The organism is Actinomycetospora rhizophila (assembly GCF_042657905.1).
Lineage (GTDB): Bacteria > Actinomycetota > Actinomycetes > Mycobacteriales > Pseudonocardiaceae > Actinomycetospora > Actinomycetospora rhizophila.
Window position 1 is genome coordinate 341052 of the sequence record NZ_JBHSKG010000001.1, and the last position, 21189, is coordinate 362240.

16 protein-coding genes are annotated in these 21189 nt (G+C 74.4%); 11 read left to right on the forward strand and 5 right to left on the reverse strand.

Features of this window, described 5'->3' with window-relative positions; genetic code table 11:
- On the forward strand, positions 1–1674 hold the full coding sequence (locus tag ACFPK1_RS01655) for a glycoside hydrolase family 13 protein (protein ID WP_378019147.1): 1674 nt from the start codon (positions 1–3) through the stop codon (positions 1672–1674).
- Positions 1675–1687: 13 nt separating this feature from the next.
- Here ACFPK1_RS01655 and ACFPK1_RS01660 read toward each other — a convergent pair whose 3' ends face one another.
- Both ACFPK1_RS01660 and ACFPK1_RS01665 read right to left on the reverse strand, forming a co-directional pair.
- Positions 1688–2980 carry a DUF4032 domain-containing protein gene (locus ACFPK1_RS01660; protein ID WP_378019148.1) on the reverse strand — a complete coding sequence of 431 codons (1293 nt, stop codon included), beginning with the start codon at positions 2978–2980 and terminating at the stop codon, positions 1688–1690.
- The gene (locus ACFPK1_RS01665; RefSeq protein ID WP_378019149.1) at positions 2977–4035 is read right to left on the reverse strand and encodes a LacI family DNA-binding transcriptional regulator; all 1059 of its coding nucleotides are present in this window, start codon (positions 4033–4035) and stop codon (positions 2977–2979) included. The genes ACFPK1_RS01660 and ACFPK1_RS01665 overlap by 4 nt, the downstream gene beginning before the upstream one ends.
- Positions 4036–4230: 195 nt before the next feature.
- On the opposite strand from ACFPK1_RS01665, the gene ACFPK1_RS01670 reads away from it, so the two are divergent.
- Genes ACFPK1_RS01670 through ACFPK1_RS01685 form a run of 4 tightly spaced genes read left to right on the forward strand, consistent with a single transcriptional unit; the run spans position 4231 to position 8552 of the window.
- Positions 4231–5532 carry an extracellular solute-binding protein gene (locus ACFPK1_RS01670; RefSeq protein ID WP_378019150.1) on the forward strand — a complete coding sequence of 434 codons (1302 nt, stop codon included), beginning with the start codon at positions 4231–4233 and terminating at the stop codon, positions 5530–5532.
- Entirely contained in the window at positions 5529–6479 is a 951-nt protein-coding gene (locus tag ACFPK1_RS01675; protein WP_378019151.1) for a carbohydrate ABC transporter permease, read from the forward strand. Before ACFPK1_RS01670 ends, ACFPK1_RS01675 begins: the two co-directional genes overlap by 4 nt.
- A gap of 3 nt (positions 6480–6482) precedes the next feature.
- The gene (locus tag ACFPK1_RS01680) at positions 6483–7316 is read left to right on the forward strand and encodes a carbohydrate ABC transporter permease (RefSeq protein WP_378019152.1); all 834 of its coding nucleotides are present in this window, start codon (positions 6483–6485) and stop codon (positions 7314–7316) included.
- Positions 7317–7319: 3 nt separating this feature from the next.
- Positions 7320–8552 carry an ABC transporter ATP-binding protein gene (locus ACFPK1_RS01685; protein ID WP_378019153.1) on the forward strand — a complete coding sequence of 411 codons (1233 nt, stop codon included), beginning with the start codon at positions 7320–7322 and terminating at the stop codon, positions 8550–8552.
- A 120-nt stretch (positions 8553–8672) separates the two neighbouring features.
- Here the strand turns inward: ACFPK1_RS01685 and ACFPK1_RS01690 are convergent, their stop codons facing one another.
- Together ACFPK1_RS01690 and ACFPK1_RS01695 are read right to left on the reverse strand one after the other, a co-directional pair.
- A complete protein-coding gene (locus ACFPK1_RS01690; protein WP_378019154.1) occupies positions 8673–9632 on the reverse strand; it encodes a hypothetical protein in 960 nt (319 codons plus the stop codon).
- Positions 9629–10984: a sodium:proton exchanger gene (locus ACFPK1_RS01695; RefSeq protein ID WP_378019155.1), complete on the reverse strand. Its 1356-nt coding sequence runs from the start codon at positions 10982–10984 to the stop codon at positions 9629–9631. The genes ACFPK1_RS01690 and ACFPK1_RS01695 overlap by 4 nt, the downstream gene beginning before the upstream one ends.
- 160 nt (positions 10985–11144) lie before the next feature.
- Between ACFPK1_RS01695 and ACFPK1_RS01700 the strand changes: the two genes are divergently transcribed.
- From ACFPK1_RS01700 to ACFPK1_RS01710, 3 genes are all read left to right on the forward strand, one after another.
- Complete coding sequence (locus tag ACFPK1_RS01700; protein WP_378019156.1) at positions 11145–12011, forward strand: mechanosensitive ion channel family protein; 867 nt, start codon at positions 11145–11147, stop codon at positions 12009–12011.
- Positions 12012–12085: 74 nt separating this feature from the next.
- Entirely contained in the window at positions 12086–12979 is an 894-nt protein-coding gene (locus ACFPK1_RS01705) for a serine hydrolase (RefSeq protein WP_378019157.1), read from the forward strand.
- A 17-nt stretch (positions 12980–12996) separates the two neighbouring features.
- Positions 12997–13809 (forward strand): serine hydrolase domain-containing protein, encoded by an 813-nt coding sequence (locus tag ACFPK1_RS01710; RefSeq protein WP_378019158.1) that lies wholly within the window; start codon positions 12997–12999, stop codon positions 13807–13809.
- A 143-nt stretch (positions 13810–13952) separates the two neighbouring features.
- On the opposite strand, the gene ACFPK1_RS01715 is transcribed toward ACFPK1_RS01710, so the two are convergent.
- On the reverse strand, positions 13953–14684 hold the full coding sequence (locus ACFPK1_RS01715) for a YaaA family protein (RefSeq protein WP_378019159.1): 732 nt from the start codon (positions 14682–14684) through the stop codon (positions 13953–13955).
- Positions 14685–14715: 31 nt separating this feature from the next.
- Here ACFPK1_RS01715 and ACFPK1_RS01720 point away from each other — a divergent pair, with 31 nt between their 5' ends.
- Genes ACFPK1_RS01720 through ACFPK1_RS01730 form a run of 3 tightly spaced genes read left to right on the forward strand, consistent with a single transcriptional unit; the run spans position 14716 to position 21173 of the window.
- Entirely contained in the window at positions 14716–15612 is an 897-nt protein-coding gene (locus ACFPK1_RS01720; RefSeq protein ID WP_378019160.1) for an aminoglycoside phosphotransferase family protein, read from the forward strand.
- A 24-nt stretch (positions 15613–15636) separates the two neighbouring features.
- Positions 15637–19713: a TIGR02680 family protein gene (locus ACFPK1_RS01725; RefSeq protein WP_378019161.1), complete on the forward strand. Its 4077-nt coding sequence runs from the start codon at positions 15637–15639 to the stop codon at positions 19711–19713.
- Positions 19710–21173 (forward strand): TIGR02677 family protein, encoded by a 1464-nt coding sequence (locus ACFPK1_RS01730; protein WP_378019162.1) that lies wholly within the window; start codon positions 19710–19712, stop codon positions 21171–21173. Before ACFPK1_RS01725 ends, ACFPK1_RS01730 begins: the two co-directional genes overlap by 4 nt.
- Positions 21174–21189 lie beyond the last annotated feature (16 nt).

Here is a 21189-nt window from a genome sequence, read left to right on the forward strand (position 1 = left end):
GTGACCACTACGCCCGAGAACGCCGTTGCCTGGTGGCGCGAGGCCGTGATCTACCAGGTCTACATCCGCAGCTTCGCCGACGCCGACGGCGACGGGATCGGGGACATCGCCGGGATCCGCGAGAAGCTCCCCTACCTCGCCGACCTCGGCGTCGACGCGCTGTGGATCAACCCCTGGTACGCGTCCCCGCAGGCCGACGCGGGCTACGACGTCGCCGACTACCGGACGATCGAGCCCGCGTACGGCACGGTCAGCGATGCCGAGAAGCTGATCGTCGACGCCCACGAGCACGGGCTGCGGCTGATCCCCGACATCGTCCCCAACCACACCTCCGACCGGCACGCGTGGTTCGTCGCCGCGCTGGCCGACGAGCCGGGCGCGCGCGACCGGTACGTCTTCCGCCCCGGGCGCGGCCCCGACGGCGCGCTGCCGCCCACCAACTGGCGCTCCCACTTCGGCGGGCCGGCGTGGACGCGGGTCGAGGACGGGCCAGGAGAAGAAGCACAGTGGTACCTGCACCTGTTCGACCCCGGGCAGCCGGACCTGAACTGGGCGAACCCGGAGGTGGCGGCCGAGTTCGAGGCGGTGCTGCGCTTCTGGTTCGACCGCGGCGTCGACGGGTTCCGCATCGACGTGGCGCACGGGCTGGTCAAGGACCCGGCGCTGCCCGACCTCGCCGACGACCGCGACCTCATCGGCCGCACCTACGCGCCGGGCACGCACCCGTTCGTCGACCGCGACGGCGTCCTCGAGATCTACGAGGCGTGGCGGCGCGTGGCCGACCAGTACCCCGGCGACCGGATGTTCGTCGCCGAGGCCTGGACGCCGGCGCCCGAGCGCCTCGCCCGCTACGTGTCGGCGGGGCGCCTGCACACGGCGTTCAACTTCGACTACCTCGTCGCGCCGTGGGACCCGGCCGCCCTGCGCGAGACGATCGACGTCACCAGCGGGCTGCTGCGGGCCGCGGGCGCGCCGGCGACGTGGGTGCTGTCCAACCACGACGTCGTGCGCCACCCGAGCCGCTACGGCCGCCCCGTGCGCGAGCGCGAGGAGGTCCCGACGTCCGCGGTGCCGGCGAGCTCGGACGCGGCGCCGGACCTCGCGCTCGGCACCCGCCGCGCGCGGGCCGCGCTGCTGCTCGAGGCCGCGCTGCCCGGGGGCATGTACGTCTACCAGGGCGAGGAGCTGGGCCTGCCCGAGGTGGAGGACATCCCCGAGGACGCGCTGCAGGACCCGACCTGGGAGCGCTCGGGGCACACCGTGCGCGGCCGCGACGGGTGCCGGGTGCCGCTGCCGTGGTCGGCGACCGAGGGCGCGTCGACCGGCTTCAGCCCCGAGGGCGCCGACGCGCCGTGGCTGCCGCAGCCGTCGTGGTGGGCCTCGTACGCCGCCGACCGGCAGCAGGGCGACCCGGACGCGGTGCTCGAGCTCTACCGGTCGGTGCTGCACCGCCGGCGCGCCCATCCGGCGCTGGGCGACGGCGAGATGACGTGGGTGTCCGCGCCCGGCGACACGCTGCTCCACCTGCGTCGCGAGCCCGGGTTCGCGTGCCTGGTCAACCTCGGCGCCGAGCCCGTCGAGCTGCCGCCGCACGACGAGGTCCTGCAGACGAGCGTGCCGCTCGAGGACGGCCGGCTGGGCTCCGACGCGGCGGTGTGGCTCGCGGTGAGCTGATCACCACGCCGCCTCACCATTCCGGCGGGACGTCCGGCACCGCCGGGTCGGCCTCGACCACCGGGATGTCCGAGGCGGTGTCGACCACCACCGAGCGCGCCGCGGAGTCGGTCGGGGCCCGCTCGGCGAGGGCCTCCAGCGCGCGCTCGGTGCCCACGTCGGCCCCGTTCTGCTCGGAGAGCAGCCAGCGGACCTCGAGCAGGTCGCAGTACGCCTGCACGGCCGTGCCGACGTGGCGCACCGCGGCGTGGGCCCGGCGCATGCCCGGGATGAGGACGTCGTGGAGCCAGCTCGCGATCGCCTGCTCCTCGGTGATCCGGCGCTCCGGGTGCTCCTGGGCGATCGCGCGCTGGTGGGCGCGCAGGTCGCCCAGCAGGATGCGGGCCTGGCCCTCGCCGACCTCCAGGCCGGTGAGCTCGCGCAGGTAGCGGGCGTGGTGGTTGCGCTCGCCGACGGCCACGCGCAGGCGCACTTCCCCGCCCGCCGTGTCGTCGGCCGGCGCGAGGCTCACCTCGTCGACGACGTAACCGAGGTCGTTGAGCTCGCGCACGATGGCCTCGACGCGGTACCGGTCGCCGAACGCGAACTGGGCCTCCCCGTGCAGCACGTTCCACAGCGCCTCGTAGCGCTCGGGGAGCTCCATCGCCTCCGCGATCAGCTGCGGCTCGATCTCGCGCGGGCGCCCGAGGCTCGCGGCGAGGTCGGTCATGCCCGCGGCCACGTTCTCGACGAGGATGTCGAGGTCCATCTGCCGCTGGCCGTCGGACAGCGACGGGTGCACCTCGCTGGTCTCGGCGTCGACGAGCCAGGCCTGGAAGAGCTGGCCGTCGCGGGAGAACAGGGTGTTGGCCAGCGAGCAGTCACCCCAGTAGACGCCGTGGCGGTGCAGCTCGACGAGCAGGCCGACCATCGCGTCGAACAGCCGCGCGCGCTGGGCGGGCCGGTTCGGGGGCAGCCGCGCGATCAGCCGGCGGTACTGCCACGAGCCGGTGAGGTAGCGGGTCAGCAGGATCGAGCAGTCGTGGCCGGGCTGGGTGACGAGCCCGGCCGGGCGCACGGCGGGCAGGCCGGCCGACTCGAGGTGGCGCAGGTTGTCGAACTCCTTGCGCGCGATCCGCGGCGGCAGCTCCTTGAGCGCCCAGAGCGTCCCGTCGACCTCGACGAAGCGCACCAGGTGGCGGCTCGGGCCGACGGGCAGCTCGCGCAGCGGCACGTCGGCGGGGTCCCAGGCGGCGAGCGGCCGGTCCCAGGGCAGGGCGACCAGGCCGGGCGAGGGGACGCGCAGGCGCAGGTCCGGTGCGGTCATCGTGGTGCTCCCGGGGGTGAGGTCGTGCCGCGCAGCACGAGCCGGGTGGGCAGGAGCTCCGCGGGCGGCACCCGCTCCGGCAGCTCCCCGCGCAGGGCGGCCACCACCAGCTCGCCGGCGCGGCGGCCCTGGTCGCGCACGGGCTGGGCGACGGTCGTGAGGTCGGTGAGCGCGGCCAGGGGGTGGTCGTCGATGCCGATCACGGAGAGGTCCTCGGGCACGCGCAGCCCGGCGCGGCGCAGGGTGCGCACCGCCCCGAGCGCGGTCTCGTCGTCGTGGGCGAAGACGGCGGTCGGGGGCGTGCGCAGCCCGAGCAGGCGCGCCATGCCGTCGGCGCCGCCCTCGCCGCCCCAGGGCACGGTGACCAGGAGGTCGTCGGCCGGCTCCACCCCGGCGTCGCCCAGCGCCGCGCGCCACGCCGACCGGCGTCCGTCGGGGTCCGGCGCGAGCTGCCCGTCGTCCTGCACCGCGATCATCCCGATCCGCCGGTGCCCGAGGTGGATGAGGTGGTCCACGGCCTGCCGGCCGGCGCCGTGGTCGTCGATCCCGACCGACGGGTACGACGCCACCCGCCCGCCGGCGACCACGACGTCGACGCCCAGCGACGCGAGGCGGGCGTGCTCGGCCTCGTCGACGGCGAACGCGAGCACCACGACGGCGTCCACCTTGCGGCGGGCCGGCAGGCGGTCGAAGAAGGCGGCGCGCTCCTCGGGGCCGCCGACGCGGAAGAGCACGAGGTCGAGGTCGGCGGCGCGCAGGGCGGACTCGAGGCCCTCGATGAGCTCGCCGAAGAACCAGCGCGACGGGTGCGGCACGAGCACGGCGACGCGCCCCGTCGGTCCGCCGGCGAGCCGCGTCGCCTCGGGGGAGGCGACGTAGTCGAGCTCCCCGGCCGCCTCGCGGACCCGCGCGCGCGTGGCCGCGGCGACGTGCGGGTGGTCGCCGAGGGCCCGCGACGCGGTGGCGAGGGAGACGCCGGCGCGGCGCGCGACGTCGTCGAGGGTGACCCGCGACGCGGGCGTGGCGCGTCGCCCACTCTGCGTGTCCCCGGTCACAGCGGCAGCATGACACCGCGCCGCAAGCGCTTCCAGCGCTCGGCCGGCGGGCTGCTCCGGAGGTCGCACACAATGGCCCCTAACGTCCCAGTGCGATCAGTCGGTCGCTCTCGGTGCTTGACTTGTGAGACCTCCATCACCACGCTCCCACCGCAAGCGCTTCCATTTCTCGTGTGGGTGTCCGGAAGGAGAGCGATGCGCCACCACCGTCGGCGGCTCACCGCGGCGGCCCTCGCGGTCGCGGTGATCGCGGCACTGGCCGCTGCGTGCAGTTCGGCGCCGCCCGGCCCGCCGGTGCTCACCTGGTACATCAACCCGGACGACGGCGGCCAGGCCGAGATCGCGGCCCGCTGCACCGCCGCCGCGGGCGGCCGGTACTCGATCGCGACCTCGACGCTGCCCCGTCAGGCCTCCGAGCAGCGTCAGCAGCTCGTGCGGCGCCTCGCGGCGAACGACTCGTCGATCGACATCATGAGCATCGACCCGCCGTACGTGCCCGAGTTCGCGCAGGCGGGCTTCCTGGCCCCGATGCCGCCGGACGTCGAGGCCGCCGCGCGCGAGGACCGCGTCCCCAGCTCGATCGAGGCCTCCACCTGGCAGGGCCGCCTTGTCGTCGTCCCGTTCTGGGCCAACACCCAGCTGCTCTGGTACCGCAAGTCCGCGGTCGCGGCGATGGGGCTGGACATGAACCAGCCGGTGACCTGGGACCAGATCATCGGGGCCGCGGCGCAGAACCGCACCCAGATCGCCGCGCAGGGCGTGCGGGGCGAGTCGCTGACGGTGTGGGTCAACGCGCTCGTCGAGTCCGCCGGCGGCTCGATCATCACCAACGTCGGCGAGGAGAACCCGGAGCTCGTCCAGCTCGGGCTGAACGCGCCCCCCGGCATCGAGGCGTCCCGCGTGCTGCAGACGTACGGCGAGGCGGGCGTCGCCCCGCCCGGGTTCCCGACCGCGGACGAGGACACGAACGCCGAGTCCTTCCAGTCGGGGTCGGCCGCGTTCATGGTCAACTACCCGTTCATCTGGGGGAAGGCCAAGTCCGCGGTGGAGGAGGGCACGCTGCCGCAGTCGGTGCCCGACGACTACGGCTGGGCGCTCTACCCGCGCGTGACCCCGGACCGGCCGAGCGCGCCGCCGCTGGGCGGCATCAACCTCGGGGTGGGCGCGTTCAGCAACCACCCGGACCTCGCCTACGAGGCCACGACCTGCATCAGCAACCCGCAGAACTCGGCGTACTACTTCGTCTCGAACGGCAACCCGTCGTCGCGCATCTCGGTGTTCAGCGACCCGGAGGTGCTGGCCGAGTTCCCGATGGCCCCGGTCATCCGTGACTCGCTGACCCTCGCCGCGCCCCGGCCCCAGACCGCGTACTACGCGGAGGTCTCCGGCGGCATCCAGCGCACCTTCCACCCGCCGGACGCGGTCGTGCCCGGCCCCACCAACGAGGCCGCCACGGCCCTCATCACCGCGGTGCTGAGGAAGGAGGCGCTGCTGTGAGCGCCACTCTCGATCGACCGACCAGCGCGGTCGACCCCACCCGCGGCGCCCGCCTGAACGAGAAGATGCGGGCCGAGCGTCGCCTCGGCTGGTACCTCGCCGGTCCCGCGTTCGTCGTGATGCTGCTGGTCACGGCCTACCCGATCGTCCAGGCGGTCTTCGACTCGCTGTTCGACTACCGCCTCACCGACCCCGAGAACTCCTCGTTCGTCGGGCTCGGCAACTACGGCGTGATCCTCACCGACTCGGTGTGGTGGACGTCGTTCGGCGTCACCGCGTTCATCACCGTCGTGACGGTGGCGGTCGAGCTGGTCCTCGGGTTCGGGCTCGCCCTGGTGATGCTCAACGCGCTCAAGGCGCTGCGGCCGGTGCTGCGCACGGTGATCCTCATCCCGTACGCGGTGATCACCGTGGTCTCCGCGTTCGCGTGGCAGTTCGCGTTCAGCGTCGACTCGGGCTTCGTGAACTCCTGGTTCTCGTTCCTGGGCGCCACCCCCGAGACCGACTGGTTCGGCACGCAGGGCCTCTCGCTGTTCGTCATCTGCCTCGCCGAGATCTGGAAGACCACGCCGTTCATCTCGCTGCTGCTGCTCGCGGGCCTCGCCCAGGTGCCCGACGTCCTGCAGGAGGCCGCGAAGGTCGACGGCGCGACGTGGTGGCAGCGGCTGCGGCGGGTGACGCTGCCCAACATGAAGGCGGCGATCATGGTCGCCGTCCTGTTCCGCACCCTGGACGCCTTCCGCGTCTTCGACTCCGTGTTCGTCATGACGGCCGGCGCGAACAACACCGAGACGGTGTCGTTCCTCGCCTACCGCCAGACGATCGAGCGCGTCGAGATCGGGCTGGGATCGGCGGTGTCGGTGCTGCTGTTCCTGTCGGTGGTGCTGATCAGCGCCCTGTTCATCAAGGGCTTCAAGGTCGACCTGTCCCAGGCGCGAGGGGAGTAGCCGGTGTCCACCCGCGAAAAGGTCGGCTGGGGTATCGGCGGCCTGCTGATCGTCGTCTACTGCCTGTTCCCGGTGGCGTGGATCATCTCGCTGTCGTTCAAGTCGTCGGACGACATCTCGAACGGCCAGTTCCTGCCCACCGTGTTCTCCGGCGCCAACTACGAGCAGATCCTCGTCGGCGACGCGGCCGGGCTCTTCCTGCCCGCGCTGGTCAACTCGTTCGGCATCTGCATCATCGCGACGTTCATCTCCTGCCTGCTCTCGATGTTCGCCGCGTACGCGATCGCCCGCCTGGACTTCCCGGGCAAGAAGCTCATCCTGTCCACCGCGCTCGCGGTGGCGATCTTCCCGGTGATCTCCATCGTCACGCCGCTGTTCAACCTGTGGCGGCAGATCGGGCTCTACAACACCTGGCCCGGTCTGATCATCCCGTACCTGTCGCTGACGCTGCCCATCTCGATCTGGACCCTGTCGGCCTTCTTCCGCGAGATCCCGTGGGAGATGGAGCAGGCCGCCCAGGTCGACGGGGCGACGCCGTGGCAGGCGTTCCGCAAGGTGATCGTGCCGCTGGCCGCGCCGGGCGTGTTCACCACGGCGATCATCGCGTTCTTCCTCGCCTGGAACGACTTCGTCTACGGCATCTCGCTGACGTCGACCGAAGCGGCCCGTCCGGTGCCCGCGGCGCTCGGTCTGTTCTCGGGCGCGTCGCAGTTCGAGTCACCGAACGGCCCGATCGCGGCCGCCGCGGTGATCGTCACGATCCCGGTCGTGATCCTCGTCCTGCTCTTCCAGCGGCGCATCGTCGCCGGTCTCACCAACGGCGCCGTGAAGGGATAACCAATGGCCTCGATCGAGATGAGCCACATCGTCAAGCAGTACGGCGACGGCTACCCCGCCGTGAACGACGTGAGCCTCGACATCGCCGACGGCGAGTTCATGATCCTGGTCGGGCCGTCGGGCTGCGGGAAGTCGACGCTGCTGCGGATGATCGTCGGGCTCGAGGACATCACGTCGGGCGACATGGTCATCGCCGGCAACCGCGTCAACGACAAGGCGCCGCGCGACCGCAACCTGTCGATGGTGTTCCAGAACTACGCGCTCTACCCGCACCTGAGCGTGTTCGAGAACATCGCCTTCCCGCTGCGCCTGGCCAAGGTGTCCGACAGCGAGGTCCGGCAGCGGGTCGAGGAGGCGGCGAGCGTCCTCGAGCTCAAGGAGCACCTGGAGCGCAAGCCGGCCAACCTGTCCGGTGGTCAGCGCCAGCGTGTCGCCATGGGCCGGGCGATCGTCCGCTCCGCCGACGCGTTCCTTTTCGACGAGCCGCTGTCCAACCTCGACGCCAAGCTGCGCGGCCAGATGCGCACCGAGATCGCGCGCCTGCAGCGCCGCCTCGGCATCACCACGGTCTACGTCACCCACGACCAGACCGAGGCCATGACCCTGGGCGACCGCGTCTGCGTGCTGCGCAAGGGCGTCATCCAGCAGGTCGCGTCGCCGCGCGAGCTCTACGAGCAGCCGGTCAACCTCTTCGTCGCGGGGTTCATCGGCTCGCCGCCGATGAACTTCCTGCCCGCGAGCGTCGAGGGCACCAGCCTGTCGACGCCGTTCGGCCAGGTGGAGCTGGGCGCGGAGCGCGCCGAGAAGGTCAAGGGCCACGACCTGCTGCTCGTCGGCATCCGGCCCGAGTACTTCGAGGACGCGAGCCTCGTCGACGAGGCCAAGAAGCCCCACGGCTCGACGTTCACCGCCCGGGTCGACGTCACCGAGTGGCTCGGCGACGCCCAGTACGCCTACATCCCGTACGAGGCGCCGGCCGAGATCTCCGAGCAGCTCAAGGAGCTCTCCCGCGAGCTCGACTCCGACCAGCTGCGGACCCAGGCCGTGGTGTCGATCGACTCCACGAGCCGCATCCGCGAGGGTCGCGAGGCGGAGTTCTGGCTGGACACCCGCAAGGTGCACGTCTTCGACCCCAAGACCGGCGAGAACCTCACTCGCGACGCCGAGGCCGGCCGCAAGCTGACCGAGATGGCCGCCGAGGACCGCATCGAGCAGGTGGAGCGGGCGAAGGTCTGAGCGAGCTCGCCAGTTCGATCTCTCCGGGGAGCCGTGGGTGTCGTCGACACCGGTGGCACTCCGGAGAGATCGTGCTGGAGAGGACCACGATGGGGTGACGGCGGTCGCCCCGCCCCCTGCTCAGAGCCGGTGCCAGGCCTGGGCGAGCTGCGAGGCGATCGGGGTGACGACGCGGCGGTCGTTCCAGTAGTACGGGTGCGCGAGCGGGGTCCAGCCCAGCCACCACGGCCCGACACCGACGCGGCGGTCCTCGTGGACGGCGTCGGCCCAGGCGTCGCTGAGGGGGCGCAGGGGTGAGGCGATGACGTCGTCGGGGTCGTAGACGTTGACCCACTCGCCGCGCTGGCGCGGGTGCCGGTCGGCGAGCCCCGGGTGGGGCACGGTCAGGGGCTTGCCGAAGTCGGGGTGGCGCTGCGCCCACAGGGCCAGCGGGCTGCCGAGCGTGTAGTACCACCCGAACGTCTCGCCGCGCTCGAGCGGTGTGTCGCCCAGGGCCCGGGTCGCGGCCGGACCCAGGGGAGCGCCGCCCTGGAGGTCGTAGAGGAAGTCGCTGGAGACGACGCTGCCGAGGCTGTGGCCGAGCACGGCCAGCGGCGCGTCGCCGCCCGCCTCGGTCGCGAGCTCGTGCAGCGTGCGCGCGAGCACCGCCTGGACCTCCGCGTAGTGGCCGGTGCCGTCCAAGCCCGACTGGTAGGCCACGACGTCGCCGAGGTAGTGGACGATCAGCCAGCGCAGCGTGGGGAAGTGGGCGTTCTCGAGGCCGGGCAGCCAGCGCAGGCCGGCCGTCGAGGCCGCCGCGAGCAGCGCGAGCGTGGAGCCCTGGCTCGCCCGCGCGGCGAGGCCGTCGAGGATGTCCAGCAGCCAGCGCGAGCCGGAGCCGGTGATCCGGTCGCTGAGCTCCTCCTGCCCCTGCTCGAACACCGGCGCCCAGAACGCCGGCTTGATCACCAGGGCGTCCTGTGCGGGCACCCCGGCGATGCGCTCGAACTCCTCGCGCAGCAGCGACATGGCGCGGGCGGCGTACTGCTCGCCGGCGCTCTCGACGCCGTGCACGAGCATGACGGCGAGGCGGCCGCTCACTTCGCCTCGGTGAGCTCGTCGTAGGGCGTGCGGAGGCCGTCGCGCAGCAGCCGCACGAGCTCGTGGCGCTTGCGGATGAAGATCACGATCGCGGCGACGATGTAGACACCGGAGAGGATCAGCAGCTCGAGCTCCTGCAGCGGCGCGGGCAGGGTGGCGGCGAGGGCGAACTGGGCGACGAAGAGCCCGAGCAGGCTCAGCGCCCCGACCACGTTGATCGACAGCGTGACCAGCAGCGCGACCGCGAACAGCGACTGCGCCGCGGTGATCAGCAGCTCCTCGCGCTGCATGGCGTCGACCGGCAGCCCGTTGAGCGAGCCCGCGGACAGCGCGAACACGATCGGCAGCGTCCCGACGAGCAGCGACCACTGGTTGACCTTCGACGACACCAGGGTGGCGAGGGCGTCGGTCGTCTTGAGCCGCCAGGCGTAGAGGCCGGCGACGAGCAGTTCGGGCGCCTCGGAGGCGAGCGGGGCGAGCCACTGGACGAGGAAGAACTGGCTGATACCGAGTTCGGTGCCGGTCTCGACCAGCGACTCGGCGAACGGCTCGGCGCAGAGCACGATGATCAGTGCGGCCACGACGAAGAGGCCGATGTAACCGGTGCGGCGCTTCGGGGGGTCCATGCGCCCGACCCACGCCGACGGGCCGATGAGGTCGGGGTCCTCGGCCGGGGCCTTGGCGACGCGGATGCTGTAGGCGACGAAGATGCCGACGAGGACGACGGTGTCGACGAGCGTGATGCTGACGCGCAGCGGGAGCGTCAGCGAGTAGAGCGTCGCGAGCAGCAGGAAGACCAGCGGCACCGAGTCGGTCCGCAGCAGCGTCACCCGCGTGGGGTGGCCGGGCCGGTGCGAGGTGCCGGCCCCGCCGTCCTGGCCCGCGTCGGCGCCCCCGCGGCGCAGCCGGAAGGCGGCGAGCAGCACGACGAGCGCCCACCCGACGCCGACGAGGATCCGGTTGGCGCCGGTCATGTTGGCCAGCGCGAGCCCGCAGGGTGATTGCTCGGTGGAGCCCGGTGGCAGACACGTCGGCCCGTACTGGGCGTAGGCGTTGCCGCCCTGGATCGTGAAGACGAAGTCCACGGCGTACTCCGGGAGCACCGCGACCAGCGCGAGCAGCGCGATCGCGAGCCCCGCCGAGATGTCGACCTGCGCGGCCTCCGCGGCCCACGAGAGCAGGAACGCCGCCCCGATGATCGCGAGCCCGAACAGCAGCGCGTCGACCGGCGGCGAGAGGTGCAGCCCACCGACGCGCAGGACGAGGCCCGGCACCGCCACGGCCACGGCCAGCCCGACGATCAAGGGAGAACGGTCGCCGCGCCGGGTCGTGCCAGCGCTGGAGGTCGCCATGCCCGGTTGTCTACCCCTCATCCGGGTTTCACACCCGCCCGGCCTCCTCGTCCGCGCCGGGCGGGCGTGTGCCCAGGTGGTTTGCGAGGCCTCCGGACGATCGGGCACGGTGGCGCGCCGGTCACCCGCTCACCGCTCCCCGCTCCCCGAGGTGGTTGCCGTGCCGTTCGCCCCTGCCCTGACCCTCGACGCGCTGATGCACACGGGCATCGCCGTGGCCGTGATCGTGGTCGTCGCCGTGCTCCTGCGCTTCGTGATCAACCGCGTCATCGGCCACGTGGCCAACGGCGCGGGCGTCCCGGGCCTGCTCTCGCTCCTGCGCCGCAAGCGCGGGGTCACCGACGCCGACCGCATCCAGGCGTTCGGCTCCGCCCGCCGCGCCCAGCGGGCGCGCACGGTGAGCTCGGTGATCCGCAACGCGGCCAGCATCCTGATCTTCGGGACCGCGTTCATGATGGTTCTGGGCCAGTTCGGCGTGAACCTCGCGCCCGTGCTCGCCTCGGCCGGCGTCGTCGGGCTGGCCATCGGGTTCGGCGCCCAGAACCTCGTCAAGGACTTCCTGTCCGGGATCTTCATGCTCCTCGAGGACCAGTACGGCGTCGGCGACCACGTCGACCTCGGCGACGCCGTCGGCACCATCGAGCGCGTCGGGCTGCGCACCACGACGGTCCGCGACGTCACCGGCATGGTCTGGTACGTCCGCAACGGCACCATCGAGCGCGTCGGCAACGGGTCGCAGGACCACGCCGTCGCCGTCCTCGACATCCCGCTGGCGCTCGACACCGACGTCACCCACGCCGCCGCGCTCGCCGAGGACGCGGCGGTCGCGGCGATCCACGAGAACGGCCACGGCGGCGACGTCCTCGACAAGCCGCAGGTCCTCGGGGTCGAGTCGCTGTCCGCGTCCGGTATGACCCTCCGACTGACGGCTCGTACGAAGCCCGGTCGGCAGTGGGCCGTCCAGCGCGCCATGACCGAGCGTGTCGTGGCCGCGCTGCGCGCCGACGAGGTGATGCTGGCGGCGTGACCGCCGCTGTGACGTCGCCCGGAGAAGGGCGTTCCGTCGCGCAGACCTCACCTCCCCGGGCGGAGGATCACCGCGTGATCCCCCGCCGTGGCCGCCTCGCCGGTGCGCTCGTCGCGGCGGCACTCGTGGCCGGGTGCGCGACGGGCGGGTCCGCGCCCGCTCCGGCGCCTGCCCCCGCGCCACCGCCCGTCGCCGCGGCACCGTCGACCACGACACCTGCGGAGCCCCCGCCGGAGCCCTCCCGCGCCCAGGCCGCCGTGGACGCCACCGCCCCGGCCGCGCAGGAGCGCAGCGGCGTCACGCTCGGGGTGGCCGTCCTCGACCGCACCACCGGCCAGACCGTCGCCAACGACGAGGGCGGCACCCCGCTGCGGGCGGCGTCGGTGGCCAAGCTCTTCACGATCGTCGACATCCTCACCCGGCGCGAGGCGGGGCAGGTCGAGACGACCGAGGCCGACGAGCAGCGCTTCCGCCGCGCGCTGAGCCTGTCCGACGACGACGCGATGAACGCGCTCTGGTCGAGCTACGGCGGTCCGGAGGGCATCCGCCGGGTGGCCGCGGCGCTCGGGCTGGGGCAGACCAGCCCGCCGGCGGACACGTCGCAGTGGGGCGAGGTGCGGACGTCGGCGCAGGACGTGGCGGCGCTGTACTCCTACGTCATCACCCGCCTCGCGCCCGCCGACCGGGACCTCGTCCTGCAGGCGCTCGCGGCGGCGCCGGCCACCGCGGCCGACGGGTTCGACCAGGGTTTCGGCCTGCTGGACCCGTCGCGACGCGGGACGGCGGCGGCGAAGCAGGGGTGGCTGTGCTGCTTCGGGTCGAGCATCGACCTGCACTCGGCGGGCTTCCCGGACGCGGACGGGCGCTACGTCGTCGTGCTGCTCTCGAACCAGCCGCGGGGGTACGATGCGGCACGCACGCTGCTCGACGACGCGGCGTCGGCGGCCCGCGATGCGCTCGCCGGCTGACCCCTAGGGTCGCGGGGGTGCAGAGCCTCGCGCAGATCGACGACTGGCCCGTCGACCACACCGCGGCCGGGGTGGTCACCGCCGACGGCACCGTGCGCGGCGTCCACGGGCCGGGCGATCGCCGGTTCCCGCTCGCCTCGGTGACCAAGCCGCTGGTGGCGACCGCGGCGCTCGTGGCGGTCGAGGAGGAGGCGGTCACCCTCGACCAGCCCGCCGGGCCCGAGGGGTCGACGGTGCGCCACCTGCTCGCCCACACCTCGGGGCTGGCGTTCGGCGAGCACCGCGTCGTCGCCGAGCCCGGGACGCGGCGGCTGTACTCGTCGGCGGGGTTCGAGGTGCTCGCGGCGACGATCGAGGAGGCCACCGGCATCGGGTTCGCCGACTACCTGCACGAGGCGGTCCTGGCGCCGCTCGGGATGACGGCGACGACGCTCGACGGCTCGCCGGGGCACGGCGCGACCTCGACCGTCGACGACCTCCTGCGCCTGGCCGCCGAGCTGCAGGCCCCGCGGCTGCTGCACCGCTCGACCCTGGACGAGGCGACGTCGGTGGCCTTCCCGGGGCTCAACGGCACGATCCCGGGCTTCGGGCACCAGAAGCCCAACGACTGGGGCCTGGGCTTCGAGCTGCGCGACGGCAAGTCGCCGCACTGGACGGGCGCGACGAACTCGGCGCGCACCTTCGGCCACTTCGGCCAGTCGGGCACGTTCCTGTGGGTCGACCCGGACGCCGGCGTCGCGTGCGTCGCCCTCGCCGACCGCGACTTCGGCGACTGGGCCAAGGCCGCCTGGCCCCCGCTCGCCGACGCCGTGCTCGCGGAGCTCGCCTGAGGGGTGTTGTCAGCGTGGCGGCCACGCTGACGCTGAACGTCAGGAAAGCCACCACGATCTTGGGTGGGTCCAGCTGGGGGAAATACTGACGTTGAACGTCAGCATGGCCCCCACGCTGGGACACCCCGTGCCTCGGGGAGCACTCAGCGGGGGACGACGAGCACGAGCGCGTTCTCCGCGGCCTGCTCGACACGCAGGCCGGCGTCGTGCAGGAGAGCCAAGACCCCGCCCGCGTCCTTCGGGCGCCGCCGGGACGACGCGAGCAGGCGCGCCGCGTGGCCCTTGTGCGACTTGTTGGCGTGGCTGACCACCGTCCGCGAGCCGTCGGCGGCCTCGCTGTGCACGTCGAGGGTGACCGCGCCGCGCGCCGGGCCGAGCGCCATGTAGGGGCCCGAGCGCAGGTCGACGACCAGGTCGTCCGCCCCGTCCAGCAGCGGCGAGATCTCCGGGCGCCACGTCACCCGCAGCCCGTCCCGCCCGGGCGGCGCGCTCGTGCCCGACAGCCGATACGCCGGGATCGGGTCGGTGCCCCCGACCAGCCCGAACAGCGCCGAGCACACGACGAGGCGCTGCTTCGCGGCCGTCGTCAGCGAGGCCGGGTCGAGCGCGTCGTAGAGCACGCCGGTGTAGCGGCGCAGGGCCGGCGCGGTCCTCGAGGTCCACAGCGCCGCGTTGCGCGCGATCTCGTCGTCCTGGCGCTCGGAGATGTCCAGCGCCGCCCGCGAGGCCGGCAGGTCGGCGGCGAGCGCCACGACCTCGTCGACCAGCACCTTGCGCGTCGGGTTCAGCGAGGGGAACGACAGCGCGTCCAGGTCGAGCGGGCGCCCGCGACCACCGGGCGCCTTCGTCTCGGACGGCGGCAGGACGACGAGCACGCCCGGCACGGTAGTCGGCGACGATGAGCGGGTGAGCGAGCGTGGCACCGACGCCTGGCGCGACGAGGTGCTCGCGTGGATCGCCGCCGTCACCGGCCGGCACCCGACCGGCGAGGTCACCCAGCGCCACCGCGCCTGGTCGACGGTGCTGCGCGTCCCGACCGCCGACGGGACGGTGTGGCTCAAGGAGCCCGCGCCCGGGATGGCGCCCGAGGTGGGGCTGCACGCGCTGCTCGCCCGCGTCGCGCCCGACGCCGTCGCGACCCCGCTCGCCGTCGACGTCGAGCACCACCGCCTGCTGCTGCCCGACACCGGCCCGAGCGTGCGCGACGACGACGGCGACCCGTCCGCCGCGATGACCGCCGCGCTGCCCCGCTACGCCGACCTACAGCGCCGCGTCGCACCCCACCTCGACGCGATGCGGGACCTCGGCGTGCCCGACGCCACGCCGGCGGCACTGCCCACCCGGTACGACGAGGCCCTGGCGACGATCGGCGGGCGCGGCCACCGGGACCTCGTCCGGCGCTGGTGCGACGAGCTCGCCGGCACCGTGCCGGGCACCGTCGACCACCAGGACCTGCACGTCGGCAACGTCCTGCGCGACGGGCGCTTCGCCGACTGGGGCGACGCCGTCCTCGCCCACCCCTTCGCGAGCCTGCTCGTCGCGCTGGGCTCGCTCCGACGCACGCTGGGGGTCACCGAAGACGACCCCACCATCACCCGGCCCCGCGACGCCTACCTCGAGGTCTTCGATGACGTCGCACCCCACGACGAGCTGATCCGCTGGACGAGGACCGCCTGCCGCGCCGGCGTCGTCGCCCGCGCCCTGACCTGGCAGCGCGGCGCCGCCGGCGACCCGCGCTTCGTCGACACGCCCCGGGAGGTGCTGGACCTCGTCGGCGACCCCGACTGGTTGGCGGGCACCTGACACCGGCTCCGTACCCTCCTCCGGGTGCCCGCAGACGATCAGCTGCGCTGGAGGCCCTCCCGCGCCGGCATCCTGAACGTCTACCAGTACCAGGACGAGGTGCTGGACTTCGCCGACGGACGCCTGCTCCTGCGCGGGGTCAACGGGTCGGGCAAGTCGACGGCGATGAACATGCTCCTGCCGTTCCTGCTCGAGGCGGACGTGCGCAAGATCGACGCCGCGGGGGAGCAGCGCGGCGTGCTGCGCAGCTGGATGCTGTCCGACCACGACGACACCCAGCGCACGGGCTACCTGTGGATCGAGTTCGAGCGCTCGGGTGAGTACCGGACGGTCGGGTGCGGCATCCGCGCCAACCGCAGCACCGACCGCGTCGCGACCTGGTGGTTCTCCACCGACCGCCGCGTCCGGATCGACCTGCGCCTCACCGAGGCCGACGTCCCGTTCTCGGTCGACGTGCTGCGCTCCGAGCTCGGCGCGCGCGGCCAGGTGTTCACCTCCACCGCCGAGTACCGCGCCGAGATCGCCCGCCGCTTCTTCGGCGGCGTCGACCCGACGGCGTACTTCCGGCTGCTGCACCAGGTCCGCAACCCCCGCGTCGGCGACCGCATCGACACCGACCTGCCCCGCACGCTGCGCGAGGCGCTGCCGCCGGTGCCCGAGGACGCGGTGCACGACGCCGCGCAGCCGCTCGAGGACCTCGAGGACCACCGCCGCAACGTCACCGACCTCGCCCGCACCGCGGAGGCGCTCGACGGGGCGGTCGAGGTCTACACCGACTACGCCCGCCGCGTGCTCGCCGCCGCCGTCGACGACACGGCCGGCGCCGTCGACGCTGCCCGGACCGCGGCCCGGCGCGTCGACCGCGACCGCGGCGGGGTCGGCAAGGCCGCCGCCGCGCGGGAGACGGCCGTCGGGGCGGTCGGCGACCTCGCCGACGAGCACGCCGCGGCCACCGCCGAACGCGCCGGCCTCGCGGCGCTGCCCGAGTACACCGCGCACGCCGACCTGGTGCGACGCCGTGACGAGGTCGCCCGCGCCGACGCCCACGTCGCCACCCTCGACGGTCACCGCGCCCGGGCGCGCGAGCGCGTCGTCGCGGCCGCCGCCACGGTCGCCGCGACGCGCGGGCAGCTCGACTCCGACCTGGCCGGGGTCGCCGAGCACCTCCGCGCGGTCGCCGACGCCGCCCGCGCCGCGTCGGCGCCCGGGGTGGTCGCGCAGCTTCCCGACCCGCCGGTCCCGGCCACCGAGCCCCGCTGTGACGAGGCCGGTGAGACCACGGTCGAGGTGCCGACCGAGGACCACGATCTCGCCGGTGACCTGGACCTGACGGCGGTCGGCGACGCCCTGCGCAGCCACCGCACGACCGTCCGCGAGGTCGCCGAGCACGCCCGCGGCGCCCGCCGTGCGACCGAGGCGACCGACGCCGCCGAGACGGCCGCGGGCGAGGCGCAGGCCGCCCACGAGGCCGCCGACGAGCAGGCCGGCGCCGCGCGCCGGGCCGCGCGGGCCGCCGCCGACGAGCACGCCGAGGCGGTCGCCGGCTGGTCCCGGCGCCTGGTCGCGCACGCCGCCGACGCGCCGGCCGCCGAGCCGTCCGGCGCGACGGGCTGGCTCACGGTGTCCCCGATCGAGGAGCCCGGGAGCGACGACGACCTGCGCCGTGCCGCCGAGCAGCGTCGTTCTGCTGCCCGCCGCGCCGCCGACGACCTCACGGGCGCCCTCGACCGGGCCCGCACCCGGGCGGCCGCGCTCGTCGAGGAGATCGACGAGGAGCTCGCCGGCCTGCGCGCCGAGCACGCGCGGGTCGAGGCCGCCGGCGAGCTGCCGCTGCCCCGTCCGCCGTGGCGCGCCGACGACGACGTCGCCGACGGCGTCCTGCTGGCCTCGCTCGTGGACTTCCGCGAGCACCTCGACGCCGCCGAGCGCGCCGGTCTGGAGGCGGCGCTGGAGGCGTCGGGCCTGCTCGGCGCGCACGTCGACGGGGACGGGACCCTGCGTGCCGGCGACCTCGTCGTGGCCGCGTCCACGCCCGTCGACGGCCCCGCGCTCGACACCCTGCTCGCGCCCGTCGACACCGGGGCGGTGCCTGTGGAGGCGGTCGCCGGGGTGCTGTCCTCCCTCGGCACGACGGCCGGGCCCGTCCGGGTGGCGACGGACGGCTCCTTCGCCGCCGGCCCGCTGCGGGGACGCCACGCGAAGGCGGCGGCCGAGCACGTGGGCGCGGGCGCGCGGGCGCAGGCCCGGGAGCGCCGGCTCACGGAGCTGGGGGCGGCGATCGCGGACGCGCAGCGCCGGCGGGACGCGGCGGCCGACGTCGCCGCCGCGTTGGACGCGCACGCCGAGGCCCTGCGCCGGCTGGTCGCCGAGCTGCCCGGGACGCGCGGGGTCGACGACGCGGTGGCCGCGGCGACCGGCGCCGTGCGCTACGCCGAGGGCGCGCAGGCCCGCCACCGCGAGCTCACGACCGCGGCGGCCGACACCCGCCGCCGCGCCGACGAGGCGTGGGCGGCGTTGTCGCGCCGTGCGGGCGAGGCCGGCGTGCCGACCGACCCCGACCGGCTCGACGGCCTGCTCGAGGCGGTCGTCGACGCCGAGCGCGCGCTCGCCGCCGTCGACTCGGCGCGCGACCGCGTGACACGCACGGCCCGGTCGTGGCGCGAGGCGGTCACCGCCTGGGAGCGCGACGCCGCCGACCACACGACGGCCGTCGGCGAGCACCGCGAGGCGAGCGGCCGGGCGGCCTCGGTGCGCACCGAGCTGACGACGATCGAGGAGTCCCTCGGCGAGGAGCCCGCGAAGGTCGCCGCGCGGGTCGGCGAGCTCGACGAGCGCCTGCGCACGATCGCCGGGCGCCTCGAGGAGGCCCGCGAGGCGCAGACCGCGGCGGCCGTGGCGCTGTCGAAGGCGGAGATGACGCTCGAGGAGACCCGCCGGACCCTCGACGAGAGGCAGCACGCGGCGCGGTCGGCGCGGGGCCGGCTCGCGGAGGCCGCCGCCGTGCCGGGGCTGTTGTCGGCGGCGGAACCGGCGGGCGATCCCGAGGACGAGGACGCCGCCCCCGAACCCCTGCCGTCGGTGGCCGACACCGTCGAGGGCGCCGAGGAGCTCGTCGCCGCGCTGCGCGAGCGGATCCCCGCGCCGCGGAAGCCGGTGAGCGAGGACGCGCTGGAGAAGGCGCTGCGGGCGGCGCGCGACGAGCTCGCCAGCGGCTGGGACATCGAGAGCCGCCGCAGCGCCGACGGGATGCCGCTCGCGGTGCACGTCAGCGGGCCGTCGCGGGCGGTGCTCGCGCAGATGGTGCACCGGGTCGCGGTGCAGCGCCGCCGCGCCACGAGCCTGCTCTCGGCGCAGCAGGACCAGGCGCTGCGCAACCTGCTGCACGGCCGGATCGCCCGCGAGGTCGCCGACGCCCTGTTCGCCGCGCGCGAGCTCGTCGACCGGATGAACCGGATCCTGAAGGGCGTGACGTCGAGCCAGGGCATCGGCGTGCGGCTCGACTGGCGACCCCGCGGCGACCTCGACCCCGAGACGGCGACGGCGCTGGAGCTGCTCGGCAAGCACCCGGACCTGCGCTCGCCCGAGGAGGACGACCAGGTCCGGGAGGCGGTGAAGTCGCTGGTCGAGGCGGCGCGCGTCCGCGACCCCGAGGCGTCGTACCGGTCGGTCATCGGCGAGGTCCTCGACTACCGCACCTGGCACGAGATGCGCCTCTACCTGCGCCGGCCGGGACGCAGCGACGAGCTGCTCACGCGGCGGACCACGCTGTCCGAGGGCGAGAAGAAGCTGGTCACCGTGCTGCCGATGGCCGCCGCGGCCGCCGCGAGCGCCGCCGCGCACGACCCGCACCACGTCGGCGCGCCGCGGCTCGTGCTGCTCGACGACGCGTTCGCCAAGGTCTCCGAGGACAACCACGCCAAGCTCTTCGGGCTGCTCGTCGACCTCGACGTCGACTTCGTCGTCACCTCGGAGCGGCTGTGGGGCACGCACCCGACGGTCCCGGCGCTGGCGATCACCGAGGTGCTGCGCGACCCCGAGCTGCGCGCGATCGCGCTCGTGCACTACCGGTGGGACGGGGCTGCCCTCGAGGTGCGCGCATGACGTCGCCGGGGATCCGCACGAGCGTCTTCGCCTACGTCACCGAGTCGCCGGAGTACCGGGAGATCCTCGCGGTGTTCGCCGGGACGTTCTTCGCGGAGCTCACGCCGGCGGAGGTGACGGCGCGGCTGGACACGGACCTCGACGAGGCCACCGTGACCGCCCGGCTCGAGGCGCTGCGGGGCTGGGGCAACCTCGAGGTGTCGGCGTCGGTGGGCCAGGTCGGCACGGTGGAGGACTACTACCGACGCCGCAACCGGTACCTGATCACGCGGGTCGGTCAGGAGGTGCACGACCTCGTCGAGGGCGTGCTCGCGCAGGTCGACGACGTGCGCGACGTGTCGCTGGGGCGTCTGGACCAGGTGCGGGCGGGGCTGAATCTCCTCGTCGGGCTGGACCCCGCGTCGGCGCCTCCGAACAAGCTCGCCGAGGCCGTGCGCGCCGTGTTCGACCCGCATGTCGCGTTCTCCGCGGAGATCACCCAGTTCTTCGCGGCGATCAACCAGTGGCAGTCGCGCTTCGACCTCGACGAGGACGAGTTCGCGTTCTTCTCCGAGGTGCTCGTGGGCTACGTCGGCGAGCGGCTCGAGGCGCTGCGCCGTCGCGCGCGCCCGCTCGCGGCGCTGCTGGAGACGGTGCTGCCGCGGGTGCCGGTGATCGTCGAGCGGGCGGCGGACGGGCTGGCGGCGCGGGTCGCGGCGGCCGGACTGTCGTCGGTGCGCGTGCGGCGGGAGCCGGGTGCCGCGGTCGCCGACTGGGAGAACCTCGCGTCGTGGTTCGTCGGCGGGGTCGGCCGGCCCAGCCGCATCCAGGTGCTCGAGCGCGACGCCGTCGACGCCGTCCGCACCCTGACCCAGAACCTCACGCGCCTCTCGCGCACCGGCACCGCGGGTGCCTCGCGACGCGCGGACTACCTGCGGCTCGCGCTGTTCTTCGACCGGGGCGACCCCTCTTCGGTGCACGAGCTGGCCGCGGCAGCGTTCGGGCTGGCCGGCGCCCGGCACCTCGGCGGCGCGGGCGGCGACGACACCGACCCCGTCGACGCGTCGGTGTCGTGGTGGGAGGCGCCGACCGCCCAGGTGCCGATCAGCCTGCGCGAACGCGGCGACGCCACCAGCCGTGGGCGCACCAGCCGCGTGCAGGACCGCAGCCAGGAGCGTCGTCACCTTCTGGCCCGGCGCGCGGAGGCGGAGAAGCGTGCGGCCGCCGCCCGCGCCGAACTGCTGGAGGCCGGCGCCGAGGGCTTCACCGCGCGCCTGTCCGAACCCGCCCTGCGCGAGCTGCAGCGCGTGCTCGCCCGCGCGGTCGCCGACCTGGGCCCGTCCGCGGGGTCCGGCGCCGTGGTCCTGGACGGCGTGCGCTGCGCCGTGGCCCGCGCGCCGGGGACGTCGACGACCGTGCCCACCCACGCCGGCGCCCTGCGCGTCCGCGACCTCACCCTCACCGTGGAGCCGGCGCCGTGAGGGCGGGCGTGGTCGC